We start from the raw sequence: 21,373 nt of genomic DNA, 5'->3' as shown, positions 1-21,373 counted from the left end.
CATGAAAAGATTGATTCTTTTATTTTTAGTCATTCCATTTTTGAGTTTTGGACAGAATTTTATTTCGGGCAAAGTAAGCGAGTTCAACGAAGTTCTTCCGGTGGAAAAAGTTTACATTCATACAAATAACACCATATTCCAACCCGGGGAAACAATTTATTTTAAGGGTTATATAACCGATGGGATGCAACGAAGTTCAAAAGAAAGTTCGGTTTTATATGCGGAAATTATTGACCCTTCGGGATCTGTCATTAAAAAGTTTAAACTGGATGTTCAGAAAGGCAGAGTGAGTGGAAGCTACGAAATTCCCAATGGTTCAAAAGGCGGTCTTTATAAGTTAAAGGCATATACCAATTGGCAAAAAAATACAAAATCAGATCTTTTTGAAAAGGATATAATGATACAACGAGTTATTTCGCCTCGGTTACTGATGAAGTTAGATATCGAAAAAGAAGCTTATGGAAGCGGGGATGAAGTTGTAGCAAACATATCCATAAGAAATTTACAAAACCTCCCAATCCGTAATCTTGATTTTCAATTCACAGTTACAATTGACAACAAAGAAATCACTAAAAAATCCGCTATCACAGATGAAAACGGTGCCTATCAAATAAAATTTCTTTTACCTGATAATCTGTCTGGAAATGACGGCTCTCTGAATGTTCAATTTGACTATGAAGCAAACAAAGAATCTATTTCCCGAACCATTCCTATTTTGCTTAATAGCCTTGACCTTCAATTCTTGCCTGAAGGAGGATTTGCATTGGCGAACCAACCTCATAAAATTGCTTTTAAAGCGCTCAACAAGTATGGAAATCCCGCTGATGTAAAAGGGAATATTTTAGATGAAAATGGAAATATCGTATGTTCATTCGAGTCCTTCCATCAAGGAATGGGTAGTTTTAACATGACGATGAAAGCAGGAATTAGATATTTTGCACAAATAACCTCTCCATATCAATCTATTGAAAACATTCCCCTTCCCGACTCCGAAAATAAGCCAGCTTCTCTCTCTTTAGAAAGAATCTCGGAAGATGAATTAAAAGTTACAATTCTCTCCGCTTCGAATCAAAAACTACAACTGGTTGGAAGAATCCTATCATCTATTCTGTATCAAAAAGAACTAAACTTAAATAATGGAAAAAATGAAATTCTAATTTCTACGGCTGAATTTCCCATGGGAATCTTACAATTTACTTTGTTCAAAGACCAACTTCCGTTTGCGGAACGGCTTATCTTCAACCATCAGGACAAAGGTCTGAAAATTGAAATTCAAACCGACAAGAAAGAATACAACACAAGGGAAAAGGTTGAGGCCAAAGTCAAAACAACACTGCCAAACGGAGATCCTATTTCTTCCAATCTTTCTGTAAGTGTGGTAAACGATAAGCTTCTTTCTTACTTGGATGACAAACAACATAACATCAGCTCGTGGTTATTGGCCGGAAGTGAATTGAAGGGTAATTTGTATGAACCTGAATTTTATTTTAACCCTGAAGAAGGTAAAAGAAAACAAGCGCTTGATTTACTTTTATTAACGAATGGCTGGCGAAATTATAATTGGCAGGATATTTTATCAGAAAAAAATATCCAAATCGCATTTCCTTCAGAAAATTTAAATTTAGTTGAGGGGACTGTTCTCAAATACAAATCCCGATATAAAACAGTTCCCTATCCAACAACTGTTTATTTGATTCTGGACGATTATCTTTATATAGAAGAAACTGATGAAAACGGCTATTTTAAATTTAATCTTCCCGCGCCTTTTAGCGAAGGGAGCATTTACGCAAAAAGAAGATCCGATGAAAATATTACCATTCAGTTTCCTGAACCGAAAAAAGATGAAATTTTAGAGATCAAACGAAAACCTAATGAATCCTACAAAGAACTTAGTCCTGTTCTAATTAAAGAAAATGAAAAAGAAGTGCAGGATATTTCCAAGGAAAAAAAGGGCGAGATAGGTTATAACAATGATGAGGATTGGGACTGGGATCAAGATGGTGAAGTCTCACTTGAAGCAGTAACTCTGCTCGGTGGTATTAAATTAGATCCCGCCCAAAGAATGGGCTCATATTCTATTGTAAGTCAATCCGAGCTTTCCCCTGTCACATCCATAGATGATGCCCTAAACGGTCAAGTTGCCGGATTACAAATTTCCGGAAGTGCTGGAGCTAATTCCCAGATTACAATTCGAGGTGTTGGCTCACTTTCGGGACAGAGCAATCCGCTTATGGTAGTAGATGGAGTTGTTTACTCTAACTCGAATTCCAATTTTACTCAAAACATTTCACCTTCTGCAATCAATTCTGTAACAGTTTTAAAGGGACTTGAGGCTACATCTATATATGGATCAAGAGCAAGTAACGGTGTAATTATCATCAACACAAAAGGTGGAATTTCCAATCCGCAAAATCTGAACATCAACATTGGGAAAAAAACCGATATTTTCGAGACATACTATTACAAGCGAATGGGAGATCGTTATCAGTCATTTGATTATGCCAAATCCTTTTATATTCCCAAATATTCTTCGATATCCACCGCAAATAAAGATGATTTCAGACAATGTATTTATTGGAATTACAATTTGACAACTGACGAAAAGGGAGAAGCTGAATTTTATTTCTACAATTCTGACGAAAGTACGGTTTTCCGCATAATCACCGAAGGCTTTGATGGAACTGGAAATATCGGGAGATCTGAAACTACTTATTCGACTCAAGACAAAATAGAAATGGACGTGAAATTTCCTCTGTATACAACCGAAGGTGACAAAATCCAAATGCCTGTGTGGGTCAAAAATAATTTATCAGAAAACATTGTTGCAAATTTAACCAATGATTTACCAAGAGCACTGACATTGCAAGATTACAAATTTAATTTGTTTTTAAAACCTGACGAAACTTTTACACAATATGTCCCAATGCTGGTAGAGAATGGGATGAAGGGAAAACACAAATTTAGAGTAAACCTTTTGACCGATACTTTCCGTCAATCCGTCACAAAAGATTTGGAGGTTTTCGAGCGTGGTTTTCCTATCCGTTATGCCAAATCAACGATCGACAAAACACGATTAGAATTTGATGCAAAAAATGTGATTAAAGGAAGTGAATCGGCTTATTTTACACTTTACTTAAATCCAATCGGACCGATTCTAAAAGGAATAGAACAAATCATCAGCCAGCCTCATGGCTGTTTCGAACAAGTATCATCTTCTACTTTTCCTAACATTTACGCTTTAAAACTTTTGGAATTTGATAAAGATGAAGAAAGTATAAAATTGGATAAAAAAGCACGTAAATATTTAGAATCTGGATATAAAAAATTAGCGGCCTACGAGGTAAAAGGTGGTGGGTTTGATTGGTACGGAAAACCTCCCGCTCATGAAACCTTAACTGCCTTTGGACTGCTTCAGTTTACTGAATTAAGGGATTTCGTTTCAGTTGATAATAAAATGGTCAACCGCACACGTGAGTGGCTAATTTCGAGAAAAGATAGCATAGGCGGATACCAACAAGGAGATGGAAAATATGGATTCAGAGGTGAAAAATATCTCATTGGAAACGCTTATATAAATTACGCTTTAAGTTTTTCAGGTGAAAAAAATATTGAAGAACAATATCAAATTTCCTTAAAAGAAGCAAAAAATTCAAAGGATGCTTATCGTTTGGCTCTGATGGCATTGACTGCTCACCAATTGGGGAAAACAGATAACTATGAAGAATTGATGGAGATACTTAAATCTAAAGTTTTTGGACAAGCAATAGATAAATTATCAGCGGAAGGTTCAATTACGTATTCGGGAGGAAAATCACTTAAAGTAGAGATTCTATCACTTTATGCACAGGCTTTGATGAAAAAAAATTCCATCTCGCTCGAGTTAAACCAAGTCATGAAAGAAATAATAGAACTAGGAAGTAATGGATATTTTGGTTCTACTCAGGCAACGGGGCTCGCACTAAAATCCATTTATCAATACAATAAATTGTACAACCAATCTGCGCCAAAAGGGAATGTCCTGTTTCTAAAAATAAATGGAGAAATTGTAGTAGATAAAACCATTTCGGAATACATTGAATTAAGTAAAAAAGAAAATAAATCCAGTTTTGAGATCAATGTATTAAAATATTTAAAACCAGAGAAAAATGAAATTATAATGGAAATTGCCGCACCACATTTGACTTTCGTAGATTTTAGTTACTGGTACAGAAGCAGCCTGCCTGACAATAGCAAAGACTCCAAAGTTCACTTGAAGACTTCCCTTTCAAAATCAAATGTACAAGTTGGAGAAATAACTCAGATGCATATAGAAGTGAAAAATCTCTCATCCAAAGAAATTCCAATGACCATTGCCCAAATAGGCATCCCGGGCGGACTTTCTGCAGAGCCAACATTACTCAAAGAGTTGATCGAAAAGGAAAAAGTAGATTATTATGAAATTATGGATAATTTCTTGGTTTTGTATTGGAGAAAGCTAAATCCAAATGAGTCTAAAATTGTTGACCTGGTTTTCAAAGCAGAAGTTCCGGGTGTATTTACAGGGGTTGCTTCTTCAGCATATTTATATTACACAGAAGAATTTAAACATTGGAATGAAGGATTAAAAGTTCATATTTTACCATAAATTTTACTCCCAAACATCCGACAAAAAATCAAATAAAAAATTCAACGTATGTTCCGGAACTTCCAAATGCGCCATATGGGCAGCTTCTAGTTCTGTTACAAGTATATTTGATTCTTCAGGAATTATTTTTTTCAGTTCTTCCGGATTGACCGCTTGGTCATATTTACCCATGACCAAACCTTTTGCTCCTTTGAAACTGAGTAAAACATTTGTTCTGTCGGGTCTTTCTCTCATTCCTAAAAGCGCAGCCGTTACGCCTTCAATAGGTGTTTCGCGCGCCAATTCTTTGGCAAATTCCATTTCTTCTTTTAGAAATTCTCTTTTCTTTTCTGCAAACAAATTCGGAATGCTCATTTTGACCAACGCATCAAAATTCCTTTGAGCCGTTTCAACCGCTTTTAGCCTTTGTTCTTTCTTTTCTTCCGAATCCGGCAGAGAAGTTGAATTCAACAAAATGAAACCTTTCAGTTTTTTAGGAAATAATTCCGTAAAAGCAAGAGTAACATATCCGCCCATAGAGTGCCCGATTAAAATTGGATCTTCAATTTTTAATTCATCCAAAACCGCGTTCACTTTCTCGGCCATGAATTCCATCGTGTGGATTTTCCCATAAGTTTTAGATTTTCCATGTCCGGGCAAATCAATTTTTACAACTTTATAAATTTTGGACAATTCATTTCCAATCGATTTCCACATTCTGAGGTTTTCCAAATAGCCGTGTAACAACACCACCGCTCTCCCCTCGCCTTTTTCTTCATAATTCAACATTGCTCACAATTAAGAAATTCATGTAAATTTACACAAAAGATTTTTGAAGTGATTTCCCGGATTTTAAGTTTTGGTTTTTTAGGTTTAATTTTAATGAGCTGCAATTTGGAGCCGAAAACACCTGTTGTGAAACCTTCAGAATTTGATCAAAAAGCTTACGCTGTGCAAATTAAAATCGAACGTGACAGTATTAAAAATCTATATAAAGATTCGAAATCAGTCAAAAAATCTGTTTCTGACAGCACAAAAACGATTGTTCAAAATCAACCGAAATTTAAAATCACAACTGATACTATTCAAGTTAAAATCCAAAATGGAAAAGCAAAAATCGATACCGCAAAAACTGCCGGACAACGTTTTGTTTTTGTTTTAAACTCGGATACTGCCAATAAATTGTCCCTGAAAATTACACCAAAAGATACCGTTGCCAATCTCAGAATTAACCAAATCATCGATTCCAAAAATAATTCTGATGGACCATTCGGGCGCGAATTGGAATATGCAATCAAAGAAAAAGGAATTCATAAAATCATCATTTCCGAAAGCCAGATGGCGGGAAAACCTTGGGCAGGAGCTTTCACGTTTGAGGTTAAATTAAAGTGGTAAAATCATTTTCCCTGAGTTAACTCATTATAAAAAAATACTTTGTTTCTGTAACGAATCGTTAAATTCGTGGACTAACATTTTATAAAAATGCGAAAAAATATGAAAAAAATTAGTCTTGCATTTGCTTTCATGGGGATCGTAGGAGGGAGCTCCCACGCTCAGGAAATCAAATTTGAAGAGTATGATTTGCCTAACGGACTTCATGTAATCCTTCATCAGGATCATACTGCTCCAGTGGTAGTTACGTCGGTAATGTACCATGTAGGCGCAAAAGATGAACAACCGGATAGAACCGGATTTGCGCACTTCTTTGAGCATTTATTGTTCGAAGGAACTAAAAATATCGACAGAGGAGAATGGTTCAAAATCGTTTCTTCCAACGGTGGAAAAAACAATGCCAATACTTCTGACGACAGAACTTATTACTACGAAGTCTTCCCTTCAAACAACCTTCAGACAGGCCTTTGGATGGAATCAGAACGTATGCTTCACCCAATCATCAACCAAATTGGTGTAGATACTCAAAATGAAGTAGTTAAAGAAGAAAAACGTTTGAGGATTGACAATCAACCTTATGGAAACATCTTGAAAGCTGTAAAACAAAATATGTTCAAAAACCACCCTTACCGTTGGACAACCATTGGTGAAATGGAACATTTAGATGCTGCAAAATTGGATGAATTCTTGGCTTTCTTTGACAAATTCTACGTTCCAAACAATGCCGTTTTGGTTGTTGCGGGAGATTTCCAAACAGACCAGGCAAAAAAATGGATTGCTGAATATTTCTCTGAAGTAAAAAAAGGAGCTCCTGTTGTAAAAAAACAATACGAAGAAGCGCCTATCACAAAAGAAATCCACGCAAGCTGGGAGGATCCGAACGTTCAGATTCCGATGGTGATCACTGCTTACAGAACACCTTCGATGAAAACGAGAGAAGCAAGAGTTTTAGATATGATTTCTTCAATTTTAAGTGGAGGAAAAAGTTCAAGATTGTACAAAAAATTAGTTGATACAGAGAAAAAAGCATTGGAAGTTGCTGCCTTGAATTTCAGTCAGGAAGACTACGGAACGTATTTGATTTATGCACTTCCTGTAGGAGAAACGCCGACTCAGGATTTGGTTGATGGAATTTCTTCAGAAATCAAAAGATTGCAGACAGATTTAATTTCTGAAAGAGAATACCAGAAATTATTGAACCAGTTCGAAAATCAATTTGTAAACGCAAATTCAAACGTAGAAGGTGTTGCGCACAGTTTGGCAACTTATTATCAGTTATATGGTGATGTAAACCTTATCAATACTGAAATTGATATTTACCGTTCAATTACGAGAGAGGAAATCAGAGATGCTGCTAAAAAGTACCTCAATGACAACCAAAGATTGGTGTTGCAATACGAACCGGAGAAAACTTCAACTAAATAAGAATTAGAAAGATGAAAAAATTAGCATATATACTTATTATGGTGTTATTATCTGCAGGAGCACAAGCTCAGACAGACAGGTCTCAGCCCAAGCCGGGACCGGCTCCAAAAGTCAACATTGGCAAGCCGCAGTCATTTGAACTTTCCAATGGATTGAAAGTAATGGTCGTTGAAAACCACAAATTGCCACGTGTAACGATGACTTTGAGCATTGACAATCCTCCTTTTTCTGAAGGAAACAAAAAAGGAATTGATGACATGATGGGAGGTTTATTAGGAAACGGTACCAGCAAAATCACAAAAGATGCTTTCCAGGAAGAAGTTGATTTCATGGGAGCAAACGTTGACTTCAGTGCTTCAGGAGCTTCTGCCGGTACATTGTCAAGATATTTCCCAAGAGTTTTGGAATTGATGGCACAAGGCGCAATCGACCCTTTGTTTACGCAAGGTGATTTCGACAAAGAAATCGCACGTTACATCGATGGCTTAAAAACAGAAGAAAAAAGTGTGACCTCAAACGCACAACGTGTGGAAAACGTTTTGGTTTTCGGTGCAAATCATCCTTATGGTGAATTTGTTTCTGAAGATAAATTGAAAGGTTTGAATTTAAACGACATCAAAACGCATTATAAAAATTATTTCATTCCAAACAACGCTTATTTAGTGGTTTTGGGTGATGTTAAATTTGATGAAGTAAAAAAATTGGTTGAGAAAAATTTCTCTTCTTGGAAAAAAGGAACGCTTCCTACCACTAAGTTTGATGCGCCTAAAAATGTTGCCAAAACGGAAATCAATTTTGTTGATATGCCAAATGCAGTTCAATCTGAAATTGCTGTTTTGAGTTCAGTTAACTTGAAAATGACAGACAAAGATTATTTTGCAGCTTTGGTTGCAAACCAGATTTTCGGAGGAGATTTCAACAGTTATCTCAACATGAATTTGCGTGAAGCACACGGCTGGACTTACGGTGCGCGTACAAGCATCAGAGGAAACAAATATGTTGGGAAATTCAAAGCCAACTCACAAGTTAGAAATGAAGTTACCGATAGTGCAGTGGTTGAAACCATGAAAGAATTGAAGAGAATCCGTACGGAAAAAGTTACGCCGGAAGCTTTGGCTACCGTAAAAGCAACTTTCATCGGAAACTTTGTGATGGATGCTGAAAAACCGGAAATGATTGCACGTCAGGCTTTGTTGACGCAAACGCAAGGACTTCCTGCTGATTTCTATCAGAACTACATTCAAGGAATCAATGCCGTTACTGCTGACGATGTGATGAAAGCTGCACAGAAATATTTTTCTGCCGAAAATGCCCGCATTTTGGTGGTTGGAAAAGCAAGTGAAATTTTGGCTGGATTAGAAAAATTACCTTATACCATCAATTATTTTGATCGTTTTGGTAACAAAACCGCAAAACCTGAAGCTAAAAAAGTGGATGCAAACGTTACTGTAAAATCAGTTTTAGATAAATACATCGCTGCAGTAGGTGGTGAGAAAACAAAAGCTGTAAAAACGGTTTTGATGAATTCCGAAGGTGAAGTTCAGGGAATGAAATTGAATGTAAAAACGATCAATTCTGCAGACGGAAAAATGTTGAACTTGGTTACAGGAATGGGGATGGAACTTTCAAAATCAGTTTTCAACGGAAAAACAGGTTATGAAAGCGCACAGGGACAAAAGAAAGAAATGGATGCGGAAGAAATCGCTAATAACCAATATTATGCGCAACCTTTTCCAGAGTTGACTTTGGCAAATAAACCAGGAATCAAATTAGGTGGAATTGAAAATTTCAGTGGAAAAGATGCTTATGTTTTAGTTGATGGGAAGAAAAAACATTTCTATGATGTAACTTCAGGACTGAAATTGGGTGAATCTCAAACTGTAGAAGCACAGGGACAATCGATGGTTCAGACTTTCACTTTTGACGATTACAAAGAAGTGAGCGGAGTGAAATTTCCACACAAAATTACCATGAACGTAGGTATGGAAATGGTATTTACTGCAAAAGAAGTGAAAATCAATGAAGGAGTTTCCGACGCTGATTTCCAATAAATAAGAATTAAATAGTTAAAGGACAATACGGCTCAGTTTTTGAGCCGTATTTTTTTTACCTTCGTTTCAACTATGAAAACAATTTTATTTATCCTTGCAGCAATTTTCTCTCTTTCGGTCATTTCTGCACAAACGAAACTGATCTCTCACAAAAGCCACAGCGGATCTGATGCTAATTTCGCGCTTGCATTAAAGGGGAATTTATTCAACATCAGTGAGTCAAATTTAGGATTGCCTACAACCATTCCTTCTTTGGATTCGGTTATTTATATTTCAGAAGAAAAAGTGGTCACAATCTCCTCTGAGAGGTTTGAAAATGGTCATGTTTGGCGTACAAAAAAAGATACGTTGAAAAATGATGAATTATTTTCCAAAAAACATTCACTTGACAGCATCAAATCCGAAATGAAAAAAACGCCCACCATTTACAATATAGACAGCATTGTTTTTGTGGGCTATGACAATCATACAAAGCTCTATAAAAAAGAAGCCAAGCAGAAAAGAAAACGAGAAAAGAAAAAAGAAAAATCCATAATTCCTGTTGGCCTGCAAAACAATGAGACACCTAACAAAGGTTTGATGATTTTAGGCATGGGGTTATTTTCGTTTTTGGTGACTTGGGTGGTTTATAGATTTTCAGGAAATTTTCGTCTTTCAGAATGAAATTTCAAGCAGAAAAAATCTTTGCATCATTTTTTCTTTTAGGAATTATATTCATTCCGCTCAACACTCTATCAAATGATTTTCAGTACCGGTTTTCGCATTTTGTCTTTCAGAAACCGATTGGATTTCTTCTAAATTTATTTGTAATAAACCCAACGGAAAGAATTGAAATTTCATCTGATTCGCTGGAATTCAACCTATTATTGATTTTAATTTTTCTAATTTCAATTTTGATTTCTGTGTTTATTAAAAATCAGAAATATATTTCATTGGCGAGAAGCATTCTTATATTTTACTTGATTTTCATTTTGCTGAAATATGGAATCGAAAAAATGATGGGAACGCAATTTTACACACCCGAACCAAACATTCTCTACTCCAATTTCGGAAATTTGGACAAAGATATTTTGTTTTGGAGCGTCACAGGACTTTCCAGAACTTATTGTATCATCACGGGAATTGTGGAAGTTTTGACTGGAATCTTATTGTTTTTCAGAAGAACAAGACTGATTGCATTGTTAATTTCGGTTTTTGTTCTGATTCAAATTCTGGTCATTAATTTCAGTTTCGATATTTCGGTGAAATCATTTTCTGCATTTCTTTTAGCAACAAATATTTTCCTTTTGTCTCCTTATTTGAAACCGTTGAAAAATATTTTTTTTTCGGAAAAATCGGAATTACTCAAAAATCCTGAAATTATCTTTGTAAAAAATTCATTTGCCAACCAATGGATTCAGCTTTTTCTGATTGGGATTTTTCTGGTTCAAATCTTTTATCCATATGTGATTTCAAAAGAATTAAATCAAAGAGCTTCCTTCCAGGGTGCTTATGAAATTACGGAAACCATTTATAAGAATGATACTCTTTCTCTTTCTGATTTTCCTTACAAAAGAATTTTCTTTCACAAAGACAATTTCATAATTCTTCAGAAAACCAATGATGAAATGCGTGACTTTTATTACGAGATTCAAGCTCATAAAAAACAAATTATAGCGAAAGATTATCACCAAAACGAATTTGCAATCGATTACCAATTTAATCAAAACAACTCGATTTTAAAATTAAATTTCAGAAAAGACAGCCTTCAATTTAAAGCGCAATTGCTTGATTGGAAAAGCCTTCCCGCATTGAAAAATGATTTTCATTTCCTTATCGAACACATAAAGTAATTTCATAAATAATTAATGGATAGAGCTATATCCATTAATTAGCCGTACATTTGCCCCACTTAATTATTAAAATAATGAATAAAGGAGTCGTAAAATTCTTCAATGAAACCAAAGGTTTCGGATTCATTACCCCAGAAGACGGAGGTGATGATGTATTTGTACACGTTTCAGGATTGAGAAGCAATGTTCGTGAAAACGACAAAGTTTCTTATGACTTGGAAAGAGGCAAAAAAGGCCTTAACGCAGTAAATGTTACAGTGATTTAATTAATTTCTATCATATTTATTGGTATAAAGGCTTCCTTTTCGGGAAGCCTTTTTTGTTTATTTATCTTTCTTAATGATTAAAATAAAAGCCTCATGGATTTTGAATCCATGAGGCCTCCAACTTATAAATTCATTGATTATTTCTTCAAATACAAATCAAAATAATCACTGATTTTCTGCATCAGATGCACTCTGTCTTTCCCGCGTACATTGTGCTCATAACCCGGATAAACGAAATAATCTATCTGAACACCATTCCTTACCGCATTTCGAAGGAAATCGATAGAATGTTGCCAAACTACCACATTGTCATCAGTTCCGTGAATCAATAAAAGTTTTCCTTGCAAGTTTTTCGTTTTGTCAAGCAATTTGCTTTGCGCAAATCCTTCTGGGTTTGTTTGCGGTGTGTCCATGTAACGTTCGGTGTACATAGCTTCATACAAACTCCAGTCCATCACCGGTCCGCCCGCAACACCTACTTTGAACACATCAGGTTTGTGAAGCATAAACGAAGTAGTCATAAACCCACCATAACTCCATCCGTGAATTCCCATTCGTTCGCCATCTACAAAAGATTTTGATTTCAGGAATTCAACTCCTTTCATCTGATCGGACATTTCGATTTGTCCTGATTTTCTGTAAATCGCCTGCTCAAAAGCCAGTCCGCGATTGCTGCTTCCGCGACCATCCATCACAAAAACCACATAACCATTCTGCGCCATGTAGTCGTACCAAAGATTTCCGCTCGCAGGGAAACGGTTTTGGTTCATTTGTGCATGCGGTCCATTGTACAAATACACGATTACCGGATATTTTTTGGATGAATTAAAATCTGTCGGATAAATCAATTTTCCATACAAATCCGTTCCGTCATCGGCTTTCAAAGTGACATTTTCCACTTTTGGCATTTGGTATTCAGCCAATGAATTTTTCGCAGTCAAAAGATTTTTAGTGAATTTTTTATCGGTTGAAATCACGTCTATTTTTCGCGGCATGGTTTCATTTGACCAATTGTCCAAAGCATAAGTTCCGGCAGAATTCACATTGAAATTGTGATAACCTTTTTCCGTATCAATTCTTTCTATTTTCCCATTTTCCCAATTCACCGCATACAAATGTTTTTCCATCGCGCCATCTTTGGTCGCAGTGATGAGCAATTGTTTTTGCTTTTCGTTTTTACCTGCGATTTCGTTCACAATCCAATCTCCTTTCGTAATTTGATTGATTAGTTTTCCATTCAAATCATAACGGTACAAATGCATGAAACCATCGCGCTGGCTCCACCAAACAAATTCTTTTCCATTTGGAAGGAAATACAGTTCATTTTGAGGTTCTACGTATTTATCGTGTGTTTCTTCAAATAAAGTTTTGATTAATTTTCCGGTTTGTGCATCGTATTGATTTAATTTCAAATGATTTTGTTCGCGGTTCAAAATTCCAACATAAATCGATTTTTCATCCGGATTCCAGGTTATCGAAGTGAGATATTGATCTTTCGGTTCGCCCGTTTGTAAAAATACCGTTTTGTTTGTTTTCGGATTAAATATTCCTAATGTAACCTGATGCGAAGCTCTTCCTGCAAAAGGATATTTGATATTTTTGTTTACTGCAGGCGTTGTGCTCCAGTCAATAATAGGATAATCTTCTACCATCGATTGATCCATTCTGTAAAATGCCAAATAATTTCCTTTTGGAGAAAAGAAAGTTCCTTTGTGGATTCCGAATTCCTCTCTGTGAACGGATTTTCCGTTTACGACTTCATAGCTTCCATCTTGGGTAATTTGATGTGTATTTTTATTTGAATCAATCAAAAACAAATTGTTATCTACCACATAAGCAACGGATTTTGTGTTGGTTTCAAATTCATCAACTTCTGCTGCAACGGGCGTTGTGTAAAGTTTTTCAGATTTTTTGGTGGCTTTGTTCCACAAAATATATTCATTTCCTTGTTTGAACCAAGCTTGATTTTCATCAATCCAATTCAACATAGGAACAACTTTCAGGTTGAATTCAGAAAAATCTTTGGAACGAACCAAAGTGTCGGTTTTCATGTCAGGAACCTGCCTTACAACAAGTGCACCGCCATAATTTGTTTTTACGCTTTCAGTAAATGAATTCTGATTGGGAATCCATTGCAGCTGTGAAAGACTTTCAATTCTAAGATTGGCTCCAAGCCCAAGAATGGCTTCTTCCATCGTTAGTTTTTTGGTTTGTGAAAAAGCCAAAATACCGCAAAGCGAGGCGGACAGTATTATTATTTTCTTCATTTTTCTAAATTAAATTTTATTCATTCAAGGAATCTATTTTCTATATTCTATTGTCTTTTCTATCAATTCACAATTAGTTTCATTTTTGGTTTAAATGTAACGCTAATCGTTCTAAATTTTTCTTTTCATTACCAATGAAAATCTCATTTCCATCTACCACAACGGGTCTTTTGAGAAAGGTATAATCGCTCAAAATATATTGCTGGTAATCTTTTTCATTCAAAACCTCATCTTTCAGTCCCATTTCCTTGTATTTTTTGGCTTTACGTGAAAACAATGCTTCGTAACTTCCAGCAATTGCTTTCATTTCGTCCAACTGTTTTACTGTAATTGATTCCGTTTTGATTTCTTGTTTTTCAAATCCTGACAAATTCAGTTCTTTCATGATTCTTCTGCAGGTATCACATGTTTGCAGGTAATAGATTTTTTTCATTTGCTAAAATTAATGAATTTAATTTCTGAAAATTCAATTTACCTTTTACTGTAAATGTAAACTTTCCAAAAAGTAAAATAATAACGTGGGTACAGAAGCGGCAACGAGTGTTACGGTTATGACAACGGATGTTGTGGATGAAATAACGGACGTAGCCATAACAAAAACGGATGTTACAGTCGTGATAACGGGAATTACGGTTGCAAAAACGAAGATTACAGTTACGAAAACGGACGTTACGAATTGAATAAGGGACGTTAAGGTTATGACAACGGGGGTTACGGAACCAATAACGGACGTTGCGAATGTGAAAACGAATGTTGGGGAAGCAAGAACGGACGTTACGAATTGAATAAGGGACGTTAAGGTTATAAAAATGAGGGTTGATCTAATATCAACACATTTGAAACACCAGATGAAGGAAAAAACGTTTTCAGAGGATTTAAAGAAATAAAATCAGAAGAAACAATCTTAGGGTTGTTTCTTTTTTCTAATTCTATATTTTATAATCTACTGAAAATCAATTTTTATCTTTCTTTTAAATATTCATATCAACATGTTTGGAACATTGCCTTCCGTTTTCATGATTAACTATAAAAACAACCCGAAGACTCTCTTTCATTCTGTATTCTTAAATAGGATTTCTTATTTGGCTTATAGTGTGAAGTACTGTTGCTAATCTATCAAAATCCACATAAGTAAGAGGTGTATTTTTTTCTGAAATGATAAGTTTCAAGTTGTCAATATCATCAAATATAGAACCCGTTTCACTAATGTTTTCTTCAAATGAGTCCCATTTATCAGCAGGTATGAACCTATACAAATCTGTATTTATTTCCATTGTTGAGACTGACTCTTCCTTTAATTTTTTTATTAGGAGAGAAAACAATTTTTCTAAATCTGAGACTTCTATTGTTCTACTCATATTATTCTATATTCTATTGAAAATCAATTTTATTATCAAGCTTATACTTTTTTTCTCCACAATTATAATAGAAATAATAAGTATTCTTTCTAGTTACCTCTATTCTCTTCTTATTTACAATAATTGTTTCAATAATAATATATAGATTATTATTCTCAACCCTAATTGGATAAACTAAAAGAGCACTTTTTCCTTTATTTAATTTTTTAAGGTTAGTGTAATTTATCTTTACATTTTCTATATATTGTTTTCTTTCATAAAAATTATTATTACCATCCAATAATATTGGCGCATCAATTAAGACTACATTAATTTCTTCTGATTTTTTTTGGTAATTATTTATCTCTTCTTTCAAAGTTATATAAATAAAGTCATCATGATTAGAAGCATCTTGAGCTTTTAGACTAATAAATAACAAAAAAAATAAATAACAAAGTACTATTTTTAGGATTCATCATAACTATTATTTTTTACCAAAATTCTCAAATGGAATTATTGCAATTACACCTGTTGAATTATAGACATTCACTGTTTTTCCACCCATATCAAATTGATATTTTACTTTGTCTCCAGCCCAAGAGACATCATCAGATGTTGTAAAGCCAATCGTACCACTAAGATTAAAACTTCCATTTGAATTAATCGTTTTTACTTGACCACTAGGGTGACTATGGAAAGGTTCAGGTGGTTTTTTCTTCATCAACAACACATCTAAACATCTGATAAAGAAAAATCCATTTCCATTAGTCTGAAGAATCAAAAGCAACGAAACAACCAAATGGTTGTCTCGTTTTTCAATACTTATATTTTCTAATTCACTTAAAATCAATCTTCTTTTCTTTTTAATTTACCAGGTCTACAAATGCGAAACATTACCATTTATTAAATAGAAAAAGAGTATAACCAAATTAATTAAAGAATGTGCTACAATACTAAAAAATAATCCATTCTTTAATCTGACAAAGAATAATCCCATTCCCACAATAAAAGTATATACTAAGTACATTAAATCAATTTTATAAGGATCCATGCTTGTGAGCATATATAAAAAAGAAATTATCGTTGCCACTAAGGCTATTTTAATTTTTGTTTTTATAAGTATTTTAAATAGTATGTCTCCATAAATAATTTGTTCAATAACTGGCATAAGCAATATATAAACAATGATATGATTGATTATTTTATCAAAATCAGTATTGATATTAAAACTGAGGAGATTACCTGTAAATAACTTATATCCGGCAAATAAAAAAGTAGGAATCAAAACAATTAAAATATTCCCTATTGCTCTACTGTTTATTTTATTTGTGAATTCTTGCTCTTTTAAGAAGTATTTTTTTATAATCCACCATTCAGCTAAAACAATGAGCAAATTGAAAAAATAGACAATGGAAAGTATATAAATAAAAGCTGTTTCTGATAATCTATCATATAATAAATAGGAGAAAAAATATCCTAACGAAAATGTTATTGCATAATTCAGTATAGAAAGAAATATTACCAGTAGAATTTTTTTAATATCCATTAATTTAAATTATTGATAATCAGATTTCCGTTTTCAGGAAAGTGGTAAATCAACATCTTTATGAGTAAGATGATTTTAAATACTTTAACATTAATTTTCTAAGGTAATGATTATCTTTTCATCTAATTGATTACTTACAAACCACCATTCATACTTTTCTACATTATCAAAAATTAAACGGATATTTTTTCCCTTCTTTTCAATTAGTAAGTGGTACTGGAATTGCGTCGAATCTTTAAAGCTAAACCCCATTTTTTCAAATGGAAAATAATTTTCAGCTAAGAAATCTCCTTTCATAATTTCTTTAATTTTAAACTCTGAAACTAATTTCTTTCCACTATAAATAAAACAGTTATTATAACCCTCTTTATCATATTTAAAATATAATGAGTCATAGGATATTTTATTTTTATCTAACAAGTAAAAAAGTTTTGGTATATCGGTTGATTTACCTTCAACATTATTTATTTTATATGTTTCATTTTTCAAAATCATATTAGTTGAACAAGATACTAACAAAAATAAGGATGAAATAGAGATTAAATGCTTCATATTTATAAGAGGTTATTTATTATAATATGGATTATTTGTTCCTTCCACAGGTGTAGGAACATAACCTGCCGCATCATTAACATTAACAGGGAGTACTTCTCTTGGCATTGGAACCATTCCCGTTTTCTGAACAATATTTTGGACTTTTTCTCGAGACTTATCCTTTAAAACAACAACAGAGAAATGTCTTTCATTACTCATTAAAACTTTCGTTGTATTTGTTATATAATTTTGTGTTTCAGGTTTAGCTAAAACTATTTGAATTTCAGCATTTGACATTCCTCCAGCTTTCAATTATTGAATTAATTGTTGAGTAATCATATTCTTTGTTTTAGGTTCAGAGGCAAATCTGTAATGAATAATTGTACCTATTCTCGCATTCTTCTCAGAAACCGAACTAAATGAATTTTTAAGTGTATTTGCCAAATGTTCCACATTATCAACTGTAGAAAAATTCCCATATTGGTAAGGAACAGAAGTATTTGTACAAAAACCTGCTGCGTTAGCACAATTAGATAAAGATTCATGTACTGAATTTCCTAAAATAGTTGTTAACCCATCATTAATCATTGACACTTCGCTAATTTCCGACAATCCAAAAGTAGAACCTTCGGATATTCCTTTCTTCAGTTCAGATACTTTTCCTAAATCTTCGACGGATATTCCTAATTGATTACTTAATGATTCAATGTCATCACCTTCTTCAGCTGCAAATTGAAGAGCATAATTTGTATTTCCATTTTTATCAGTAGAAGAAGTAATATTGACAATCCACATTCCATTCGGATTGAATGAATTCGTTGGATTATTTGCCACATAATTATATGGTGATGATTCAAAATAAACTTCCGCAAGTGGATCCATATTCATCCATCTGCCTAATGCTGGATCATAATTCCTTGCCCCGTAATCGTAAAGGTTTAACCCTAACTCATCCTGATATTCTTTACCATTATACTTATATTGGTAATCGGTTTTAAGGACATAAGTAGGTCTTGCGGTGTTCTCCATATTGTCTACAAGCTCATACTTTTGTTTGGGGTCGGCGTATGTGGAGTGCTTCAATCCGAATGGATAATAAGGGTTCTCTTCCATTATTTTTAACTCGTTTGAGACAGGGTCTTTTGTGTAACTGAGTCGGATATTCCCTAAATGGTTTTATTTTAATGAACGTCTCGTTTTTATAAAAATTAAATTCCTGATAATCAGATTTCAGTTTTCATTAAAGCGGTAAATCAACATGTTTGGAACGTTCCACATAAAGTCGGATCTTACAGCTTGTTGTTGGTTATTAGTTTGATTACATTACTTTTTTACTCCTCTAAACATAAACCCTTTACATTTTTTGCATAATATAAATCGTATATACCATTCTTTCTATCTGTACAGATTTTTGTTCCATTTTCAAAAGTATAACATACTACATCATAAACACTTACAGGAGTTACGGTTTCGCCGTTAATAGTCGGAAGTACCGAAGAATGAGAATACAAATCAAATATATAACTACTATTAATCCTAATCATATTACATCTTTCTGATTCCTCTTTTTTAGAAACTATTTTAAAAATTGCATTCTCCTTTTTAGCATAGATTATGAAATAATTATCTATCGAGTCTATTTGATAGACATTATATCTATCCGTAACTTCTTGACTTTTAATTGATTTCTGCTGACTATTACAGCTATTTCCAAAAAACATAATAAATAAAATAACAAAATAATTCATAATTAAAATTTTAGGGGTATGAAAATAATAAAGTTCCTGCTGGTGTTGTGAAATCTATCCTTCCTGCTCCTTGACCTGAATAATTAGTTATTACATTTCCATTTCTGTCATAATATGTTTCATTATAACCAACTTTTTGAGGGGCAGCATTTGAATGGGCTGTTGGATAAACCGAACCAGATTGTCCAGATCTTGGAGAAGAAATCCCTGACTTTTGAGATATTAAAGCTCCCTCATATGCTTCCGTAACTTCGTGTAAAGTCAAAGACCCTGGAGTTCCATTTTCACTATCCATTGTAGATAAAACTGTTGGATTTACTTCTTGATTTGCAGAAACTGTTGTTTCGGTTAATGGAAGAGTTCCTGTGGTTGTTACTGTATTTCCCATAAAAGCACCTCCAATATATAAGTTATTGGAAGATGTCATTTTAGTGTTCTCGGCAGCAACATTTACAGTAATTGAAGAATCGTCAATAGCATTAGTTAGGGTCTGAGCATCTTTGCTAAGTGGTCCGGTATCATTAACTCTTTCGTAACATACTTGTCCACTTGAGTCCATTGTTAAAATTAGTTCTGATTGGACGGAGGATTGTAATTCATTAAAAGCCGCTTGTGATTCTGTACCTGTGATAATTACATCATCTTTTCCAAAGCTTTCAGCTTTCATCCCATCAGGATCTATAAAGAAAACAGGGTTATTTAAGGCATACACATACGGAGATGTTTTTCTGCTCATTTCTGCAAGTGGATCAATATTCATCCATCTACCTAGAGCGGGATCGTAGTTTCTTGCTTGATAGTCATACCAATTCAATCCTAACTCGTCTTGCAGTTCCTTACCGTTATATTTATACTGGTAGTCAGTTTTCAGGACATAAGTAGGTCTTGCGGTGTTTTCCATATTGTCTACAAGCTCATACTTTTGTTTTGGGTCGGCGTATGTGGAGTGCTTCAATCCGAATGGGTAATAATGGTTCTCTTCCATTATTTTCAACTCGTTTGAGACAGGGTCTTTTGTGTATGATAACCTGATGTTCCCTAAGTGGCTTTATTTTAATGAACGTCTCGTTTTTATAAACTTTAAATTATTGATAATCAGATTTCCGTTTTCATGAAAGGAGTAAATCAATATGTTTGATACGTTACCGAATTCATCCATTTATCTCACCGAAGAAAAGAAAGTACACTACAGCAATCAAAAACAGTAATGTTATAATATATCCTACAACAATGTTTCTAGTGTTATATCGCTCTATAAGTTGTTCTTTATATCTTCCTTTAAATCCTTTAAATATCCAAAAGAATGCTGCCCCAATCCAAATTGTTGTCAGCCGGGCTGCAAAAGGTTCTCTAGCCATATATTATAATTTTCTTTGTGTTGCTTTTTTTAAATTTTTATCAAACATTGTTTTACCTGAGTAATTAAAATGAAAATCTGTTAATGGTCTACCCTGTCTTGATATAGTTGTTACATCAACATACGAGTTTTCCTTGCCAGAAATCTTTCTATTTAATGCATCTCCGAGTTTTCCCCATCCACTTGAAGGGCAGTCTCCGCAGCCCGGCATTTCTCTACCTCTTAAATCATCTTCATAATCTTGATCATTTTTAATCGCAACTTTAGCAGAATTAGGATAAGCAGAGGAGAAGTCTCCGAAGGTTGCTGCCATTGGTCCGGCAAAACTATTATCTGTACTTGTTTTTGATTCACTTGAAACCAAAGTACCCATATCTAGATTGTCTCCTACTGTTTTTTCAACTACACTAGTAGTTTGGTTTATAGTATTTGAGGAACTTACAATTTCTCCTTTTGAGTTGACTACTGTTTTTGAATCTATAGAAGTAGTTGAATGAGTTGTAGTAAGTTTAGAGTCTCCAAAGCTATTAAATTTAAATTTTGAACTTGAGCTATTGACGGTTACATTTTCTGTTATAGTATAATTTCCTGTTTTCTTATCATAGCTAACCGACTGCAAGGTATATTTTGTTTCAGGACCTCCTGACTCAACACGCATCCCATCGGGGTCTATATAGTAAACAGGGTTATTTAATGCATACGCATAAGGAGTATGTGAGATATAATCTTCAGCTAATGGATCCATATTCATCCATCTGCCTAATGCTGGATCGTAATTCCTTGCACCGTAGTCATATAAATTTAGCCCCAACTCGTCTTGAAGTTCTTTCCCGTTGTACTTATACTGGTAGTCAGTTTTCAGGACATAAGTAGGCCTTGCGGTGTTCTCCATATTGTCTACAAGCTCATACTTTTGTTTAGGGTCGGCGTATGTGGAGTGCTTCAATCCGAATGGGTAATAATGGTTCTCTTCCATTATTTTCAACTCGTTTGAGACAGGGTCTTTCGTGTATGA

At 34.1% G+C, this 21,373-nt stretch carries 21 protein-coding genes and 1 pseudogene; 8 read left to right on the top strand and 14 right to left on the bottom strand.

Annotated elements, in window-relative coordinates; translation table 11 throughout:
- Position 1: 1 nt before the first annotated feature.
- On the top strand, positions 2–4,624 hold the full coding sequence (locus tag B8977_RS12440; protein WP_084018055.1) for an MG2 domain-containing protein: 4,623 nt from the start codon (positions 2–4) through the stop codon (positions 4,622–4,624).
- A 3-nt stretch (positions 4,625–4,627) separates the two neighbouring features.
- On the opposite strand, the gene B8977_RS12435 is transcribed toward B8977_RS12440, so the two are convergent.
- Complete coding sequence (locus B8977_RS12435) at positions 4,628–5,392, bottom strand: alpha/beta fold hydrolase (RefSeq protein ID WP_084018054.1); 765 nt, start codon at positions 5,390–5,392, stop codon at positions 4,628–4,630.
- A 93-nt stretch (positions 5,393–5,485) separates the two neighbouring features.
- Here B8977_RS12435 and B8977_RS12430 point away from each other — a divergent pair, with 93 nt between their 5' ends.
- The 6 genes from B8977_RS12430 to B8977_RS12405 all read left to right on the top strand — a co-directional run bounded on the left by B8977_RS12430 (position 5,486) and on the right by B8977_RS12405 (position 11,569).
- The gene (locus B8977_RS12430) at positions 5,486–5,998 is read left to right on the top strand and encodes a hypothetical protein (RefSeq protein ID WP_143736511.1); all 513 of its coding nucleotides are present in this window, start codon (positions 5,486–5,488) and stop codon (positions 5,996–5,998) included.
- A gap of 99 nt (positions 5,999–6,097) precedes the next feature.
- Complete coding sequence (locus B8977_RS12425) at positions 6,098–7,420, top strand: M16 family metallopeptidase (RefSeq protein WP_084018238.1); 1,323 nt, start codon at positions 6,098–6,100, stop codon at positions 7,418–7,420.
- Positions 7,421–7,431: 11 nt separating this feature from the next.
- On the top strand, positions 7,432–9,471 hold the full coding sequence (locus B8977_RS12420) for an insulinase family protein (RefSeq protein WP_084018052.1): 2,040 nt from the start codon (positions 7,432–7,434) through the stop codon (positions 9,469–9,471).
- A gap of 72 nt (positions 9,472–9,543) precedes the next feature.
- Entirely contained in the window at positions 9,544–10,134 is a 591-nt protein-coding gene (locus B8977_RS12415; protein WP_084018051.1) for a hypothetical protein, read from the top strand.
- Complete coding sequence (locus tag B8977_RS12410; protein ID WP_084018050.1) at positions 10,131–11,303, top strand: hypothetical protein; 1,173 nt, start codon at positions 10,131–10,133, stop codon at positions 11,301–11,303. The genes B8977_RS12415 and B8977_RS12410 overlap by 4 nt, the downstream gene beginning before the upstream one ends.
- 74 nt (positions 11,304–11,377) lie before the next feature.
- Positions 11,378–11,569: a cold-shock protein gene (locus B8977_RS12405; protein ID WP_084018049.1), complete on the top strand. Its 192-nt coding sequence runs from the start codon at positions 11,378–11,380 to the stop codon at positions 11,567–11,569.
- A 137-nt stretch (positions 11,570–11,706) separates the two neighbouring features.
- On the opposite strand, the gene B8977_RS12400 is transcribed toward B8977_RS12405, so the two are convergent.
- A complete protein-coding gene (locus tag B8977_RS12400) occupies positions 11,707–13,836 on the bottom strand; it encodes a S9 family peptidase (protein ID WP_084018048.1) in 2,130 nt (709 codons plus the stop codon).
- 79 nt (positions 13,837–13,915) lie between these two features.
- A complete protein-coding gene (locus tag B8977_RS12395) occupies positions 13,916–14,269 on the bottom strand; it encodes an arsenate reductase family protein (protein ID WP_084018047.1) in 354 nt (117 codons plus the stop codon).
- Between the two features lie 85 nt (positions 14,270–14,354).
- Here B8977_RS12395 and B8977_RS15110 point away from each other — a divergent pair, with 85 nt between their 5' ends.
- Positions 14,355–14,516, top strand: coding sequence for a hypothetical protein (locus B8977_RS15110; RefSeq protein WP_159447497.1), 162 nt, complete (start codon positions 14,355–14,357; stop codon positions 14,514–14,516).
- A gap of 384 nt (positions 14,517–14,900) precedes the next feature.
- Here B8977_RS15110 and B8977_RS12390 read toward each other — a convergent pair whose 3' ends face one another.
- From B8977_RS12390 to B8977_RS12340, 11 genes and pseudogenes are all read right to left on the bottom strand, one after another.
- Positions 14,901–15,194, bottom strand: a complete 294-nt coding sequence (locus tag B8977_RS12390; protein WP_084018046.1) for a hypothetical protein — start codon at positions 15,192–15,194, stop codon at positions 14,901–14,903.
- 13 nt (positions 15,195–15,207) lie between these two features.
- Complete coding sequence (locus B8977_RS12385; protein ID WP_143736509.1) at positions 15,208–15,549, bottom strand: hypothetical protein; 342 nt, start codon at positions 15,547–15,549, stop codon at positions 15,208–15,210.
- Positions 15,550–15,657: 108 nt separating this feature from the next.
- Positions 15,658–16,023, bottom strand: a complete 366-nt coding sequence (locus B8977_RS12380) for a hypothetical protein (protein WP_084018044.1) — start codon at positions 16,021–16,023, stop codon at positions 15,658–15,660.
- Between the two features lie 27 nt (positions 16,024–16,050).
- Positions 16,051–16,719, bottom strand: coding sequence for a hypothetical protein (locus tag B8977_RS12375; RefSeq protein WP_084018043.1), 669 nt, complete (start codon positions 16,717–16,719; stop codon positions 16,051–16,053).
- Positions 16,720–16,809: 90 nt separating this feature from the next.
- On the bottom strand, positions 16,810–17,271 hold the full coding sequence (locus tag B8977_RS12370; protein ID WP_159447496.1) for a hypothetical protein: 462 nt from the start codon (positions 17,269–17,271) through the stop codon (positions 16,810–16,812).
- Positions 17,272–17,283: 12 nt separating this feature from the next.
- On the bottom strand, positions 17,284–17,565 hold the full coding sequence (locus B8977_RS12365; protein WP_084018041.1) for a hypothetical protein: 282 nt from the start codon (positions 17,563–17,565) through the stop codon (positions 17,284–17,286).
- Positions 17,566–18,366 (bottom strand): RHS repeat-associated core domain-containing protein, encoded by an 801-nt coding sequence (locus B8977_RS12360; protein ID WP_084018040.1) that lies wholly within the window; start codon positions 18,364–18,366, stop codon positions 17,566–17,568.
- 218 nt (positions 18,367–18,584) lie between these two features.
- A complete protein-coding gene (locus B8977_RS12355; protein ID WP_084018039.1) occupies positions 18,585–19,001 on the bottom strand; it encodes a hypothetical protein in 417 nt (138 codons plus the stop codon).
- A 652-nt stretch (positions 19,002–19,653) separates the two neighbouring features.
- A pseudogene (locus B8977_RS15350) lies at positions 19,654–20,046 on the bottom strand (RHS repeat domain-containing protein); the annotation flags it as partial.
- A 106-nt stretch (positions 20,047–20,152) separates the two neighbouring features.
- Positions 20,153–20,359: a hypothetical protein gene (locus B8977_RS12345; protein ID WP_084018037.1), complete on the bottom strand. Its 207-nt coding sequence runs from the start codon at positions 20,357–20,359 to the stop codon at positions 20,153–20,155.
- Positions 20,360–20,362: 3 nt separating this feature from the next.
- Positions 20,363–21,373: RHS repeat-associated core domain-containing protein (locus B8977_RS12340; RefSeq protein ID WP_143736506.1), on the bottom strand; the 1,011-nt coding region annotated here is incomplete at its 5' end.

This window comes from Moheibacter sediminis, from assembly GCF_900176425.1.
GTDB classification, from domain to species: Bacteria; Bacteroidota; Bacteroidia; order Flavobacteriales; family Weeksellaceae; genus Moheibacter; species Moheibacter sediminis.
This window is presented reverse-complemented; position numbering and strand designations above follow the sequence as displayed.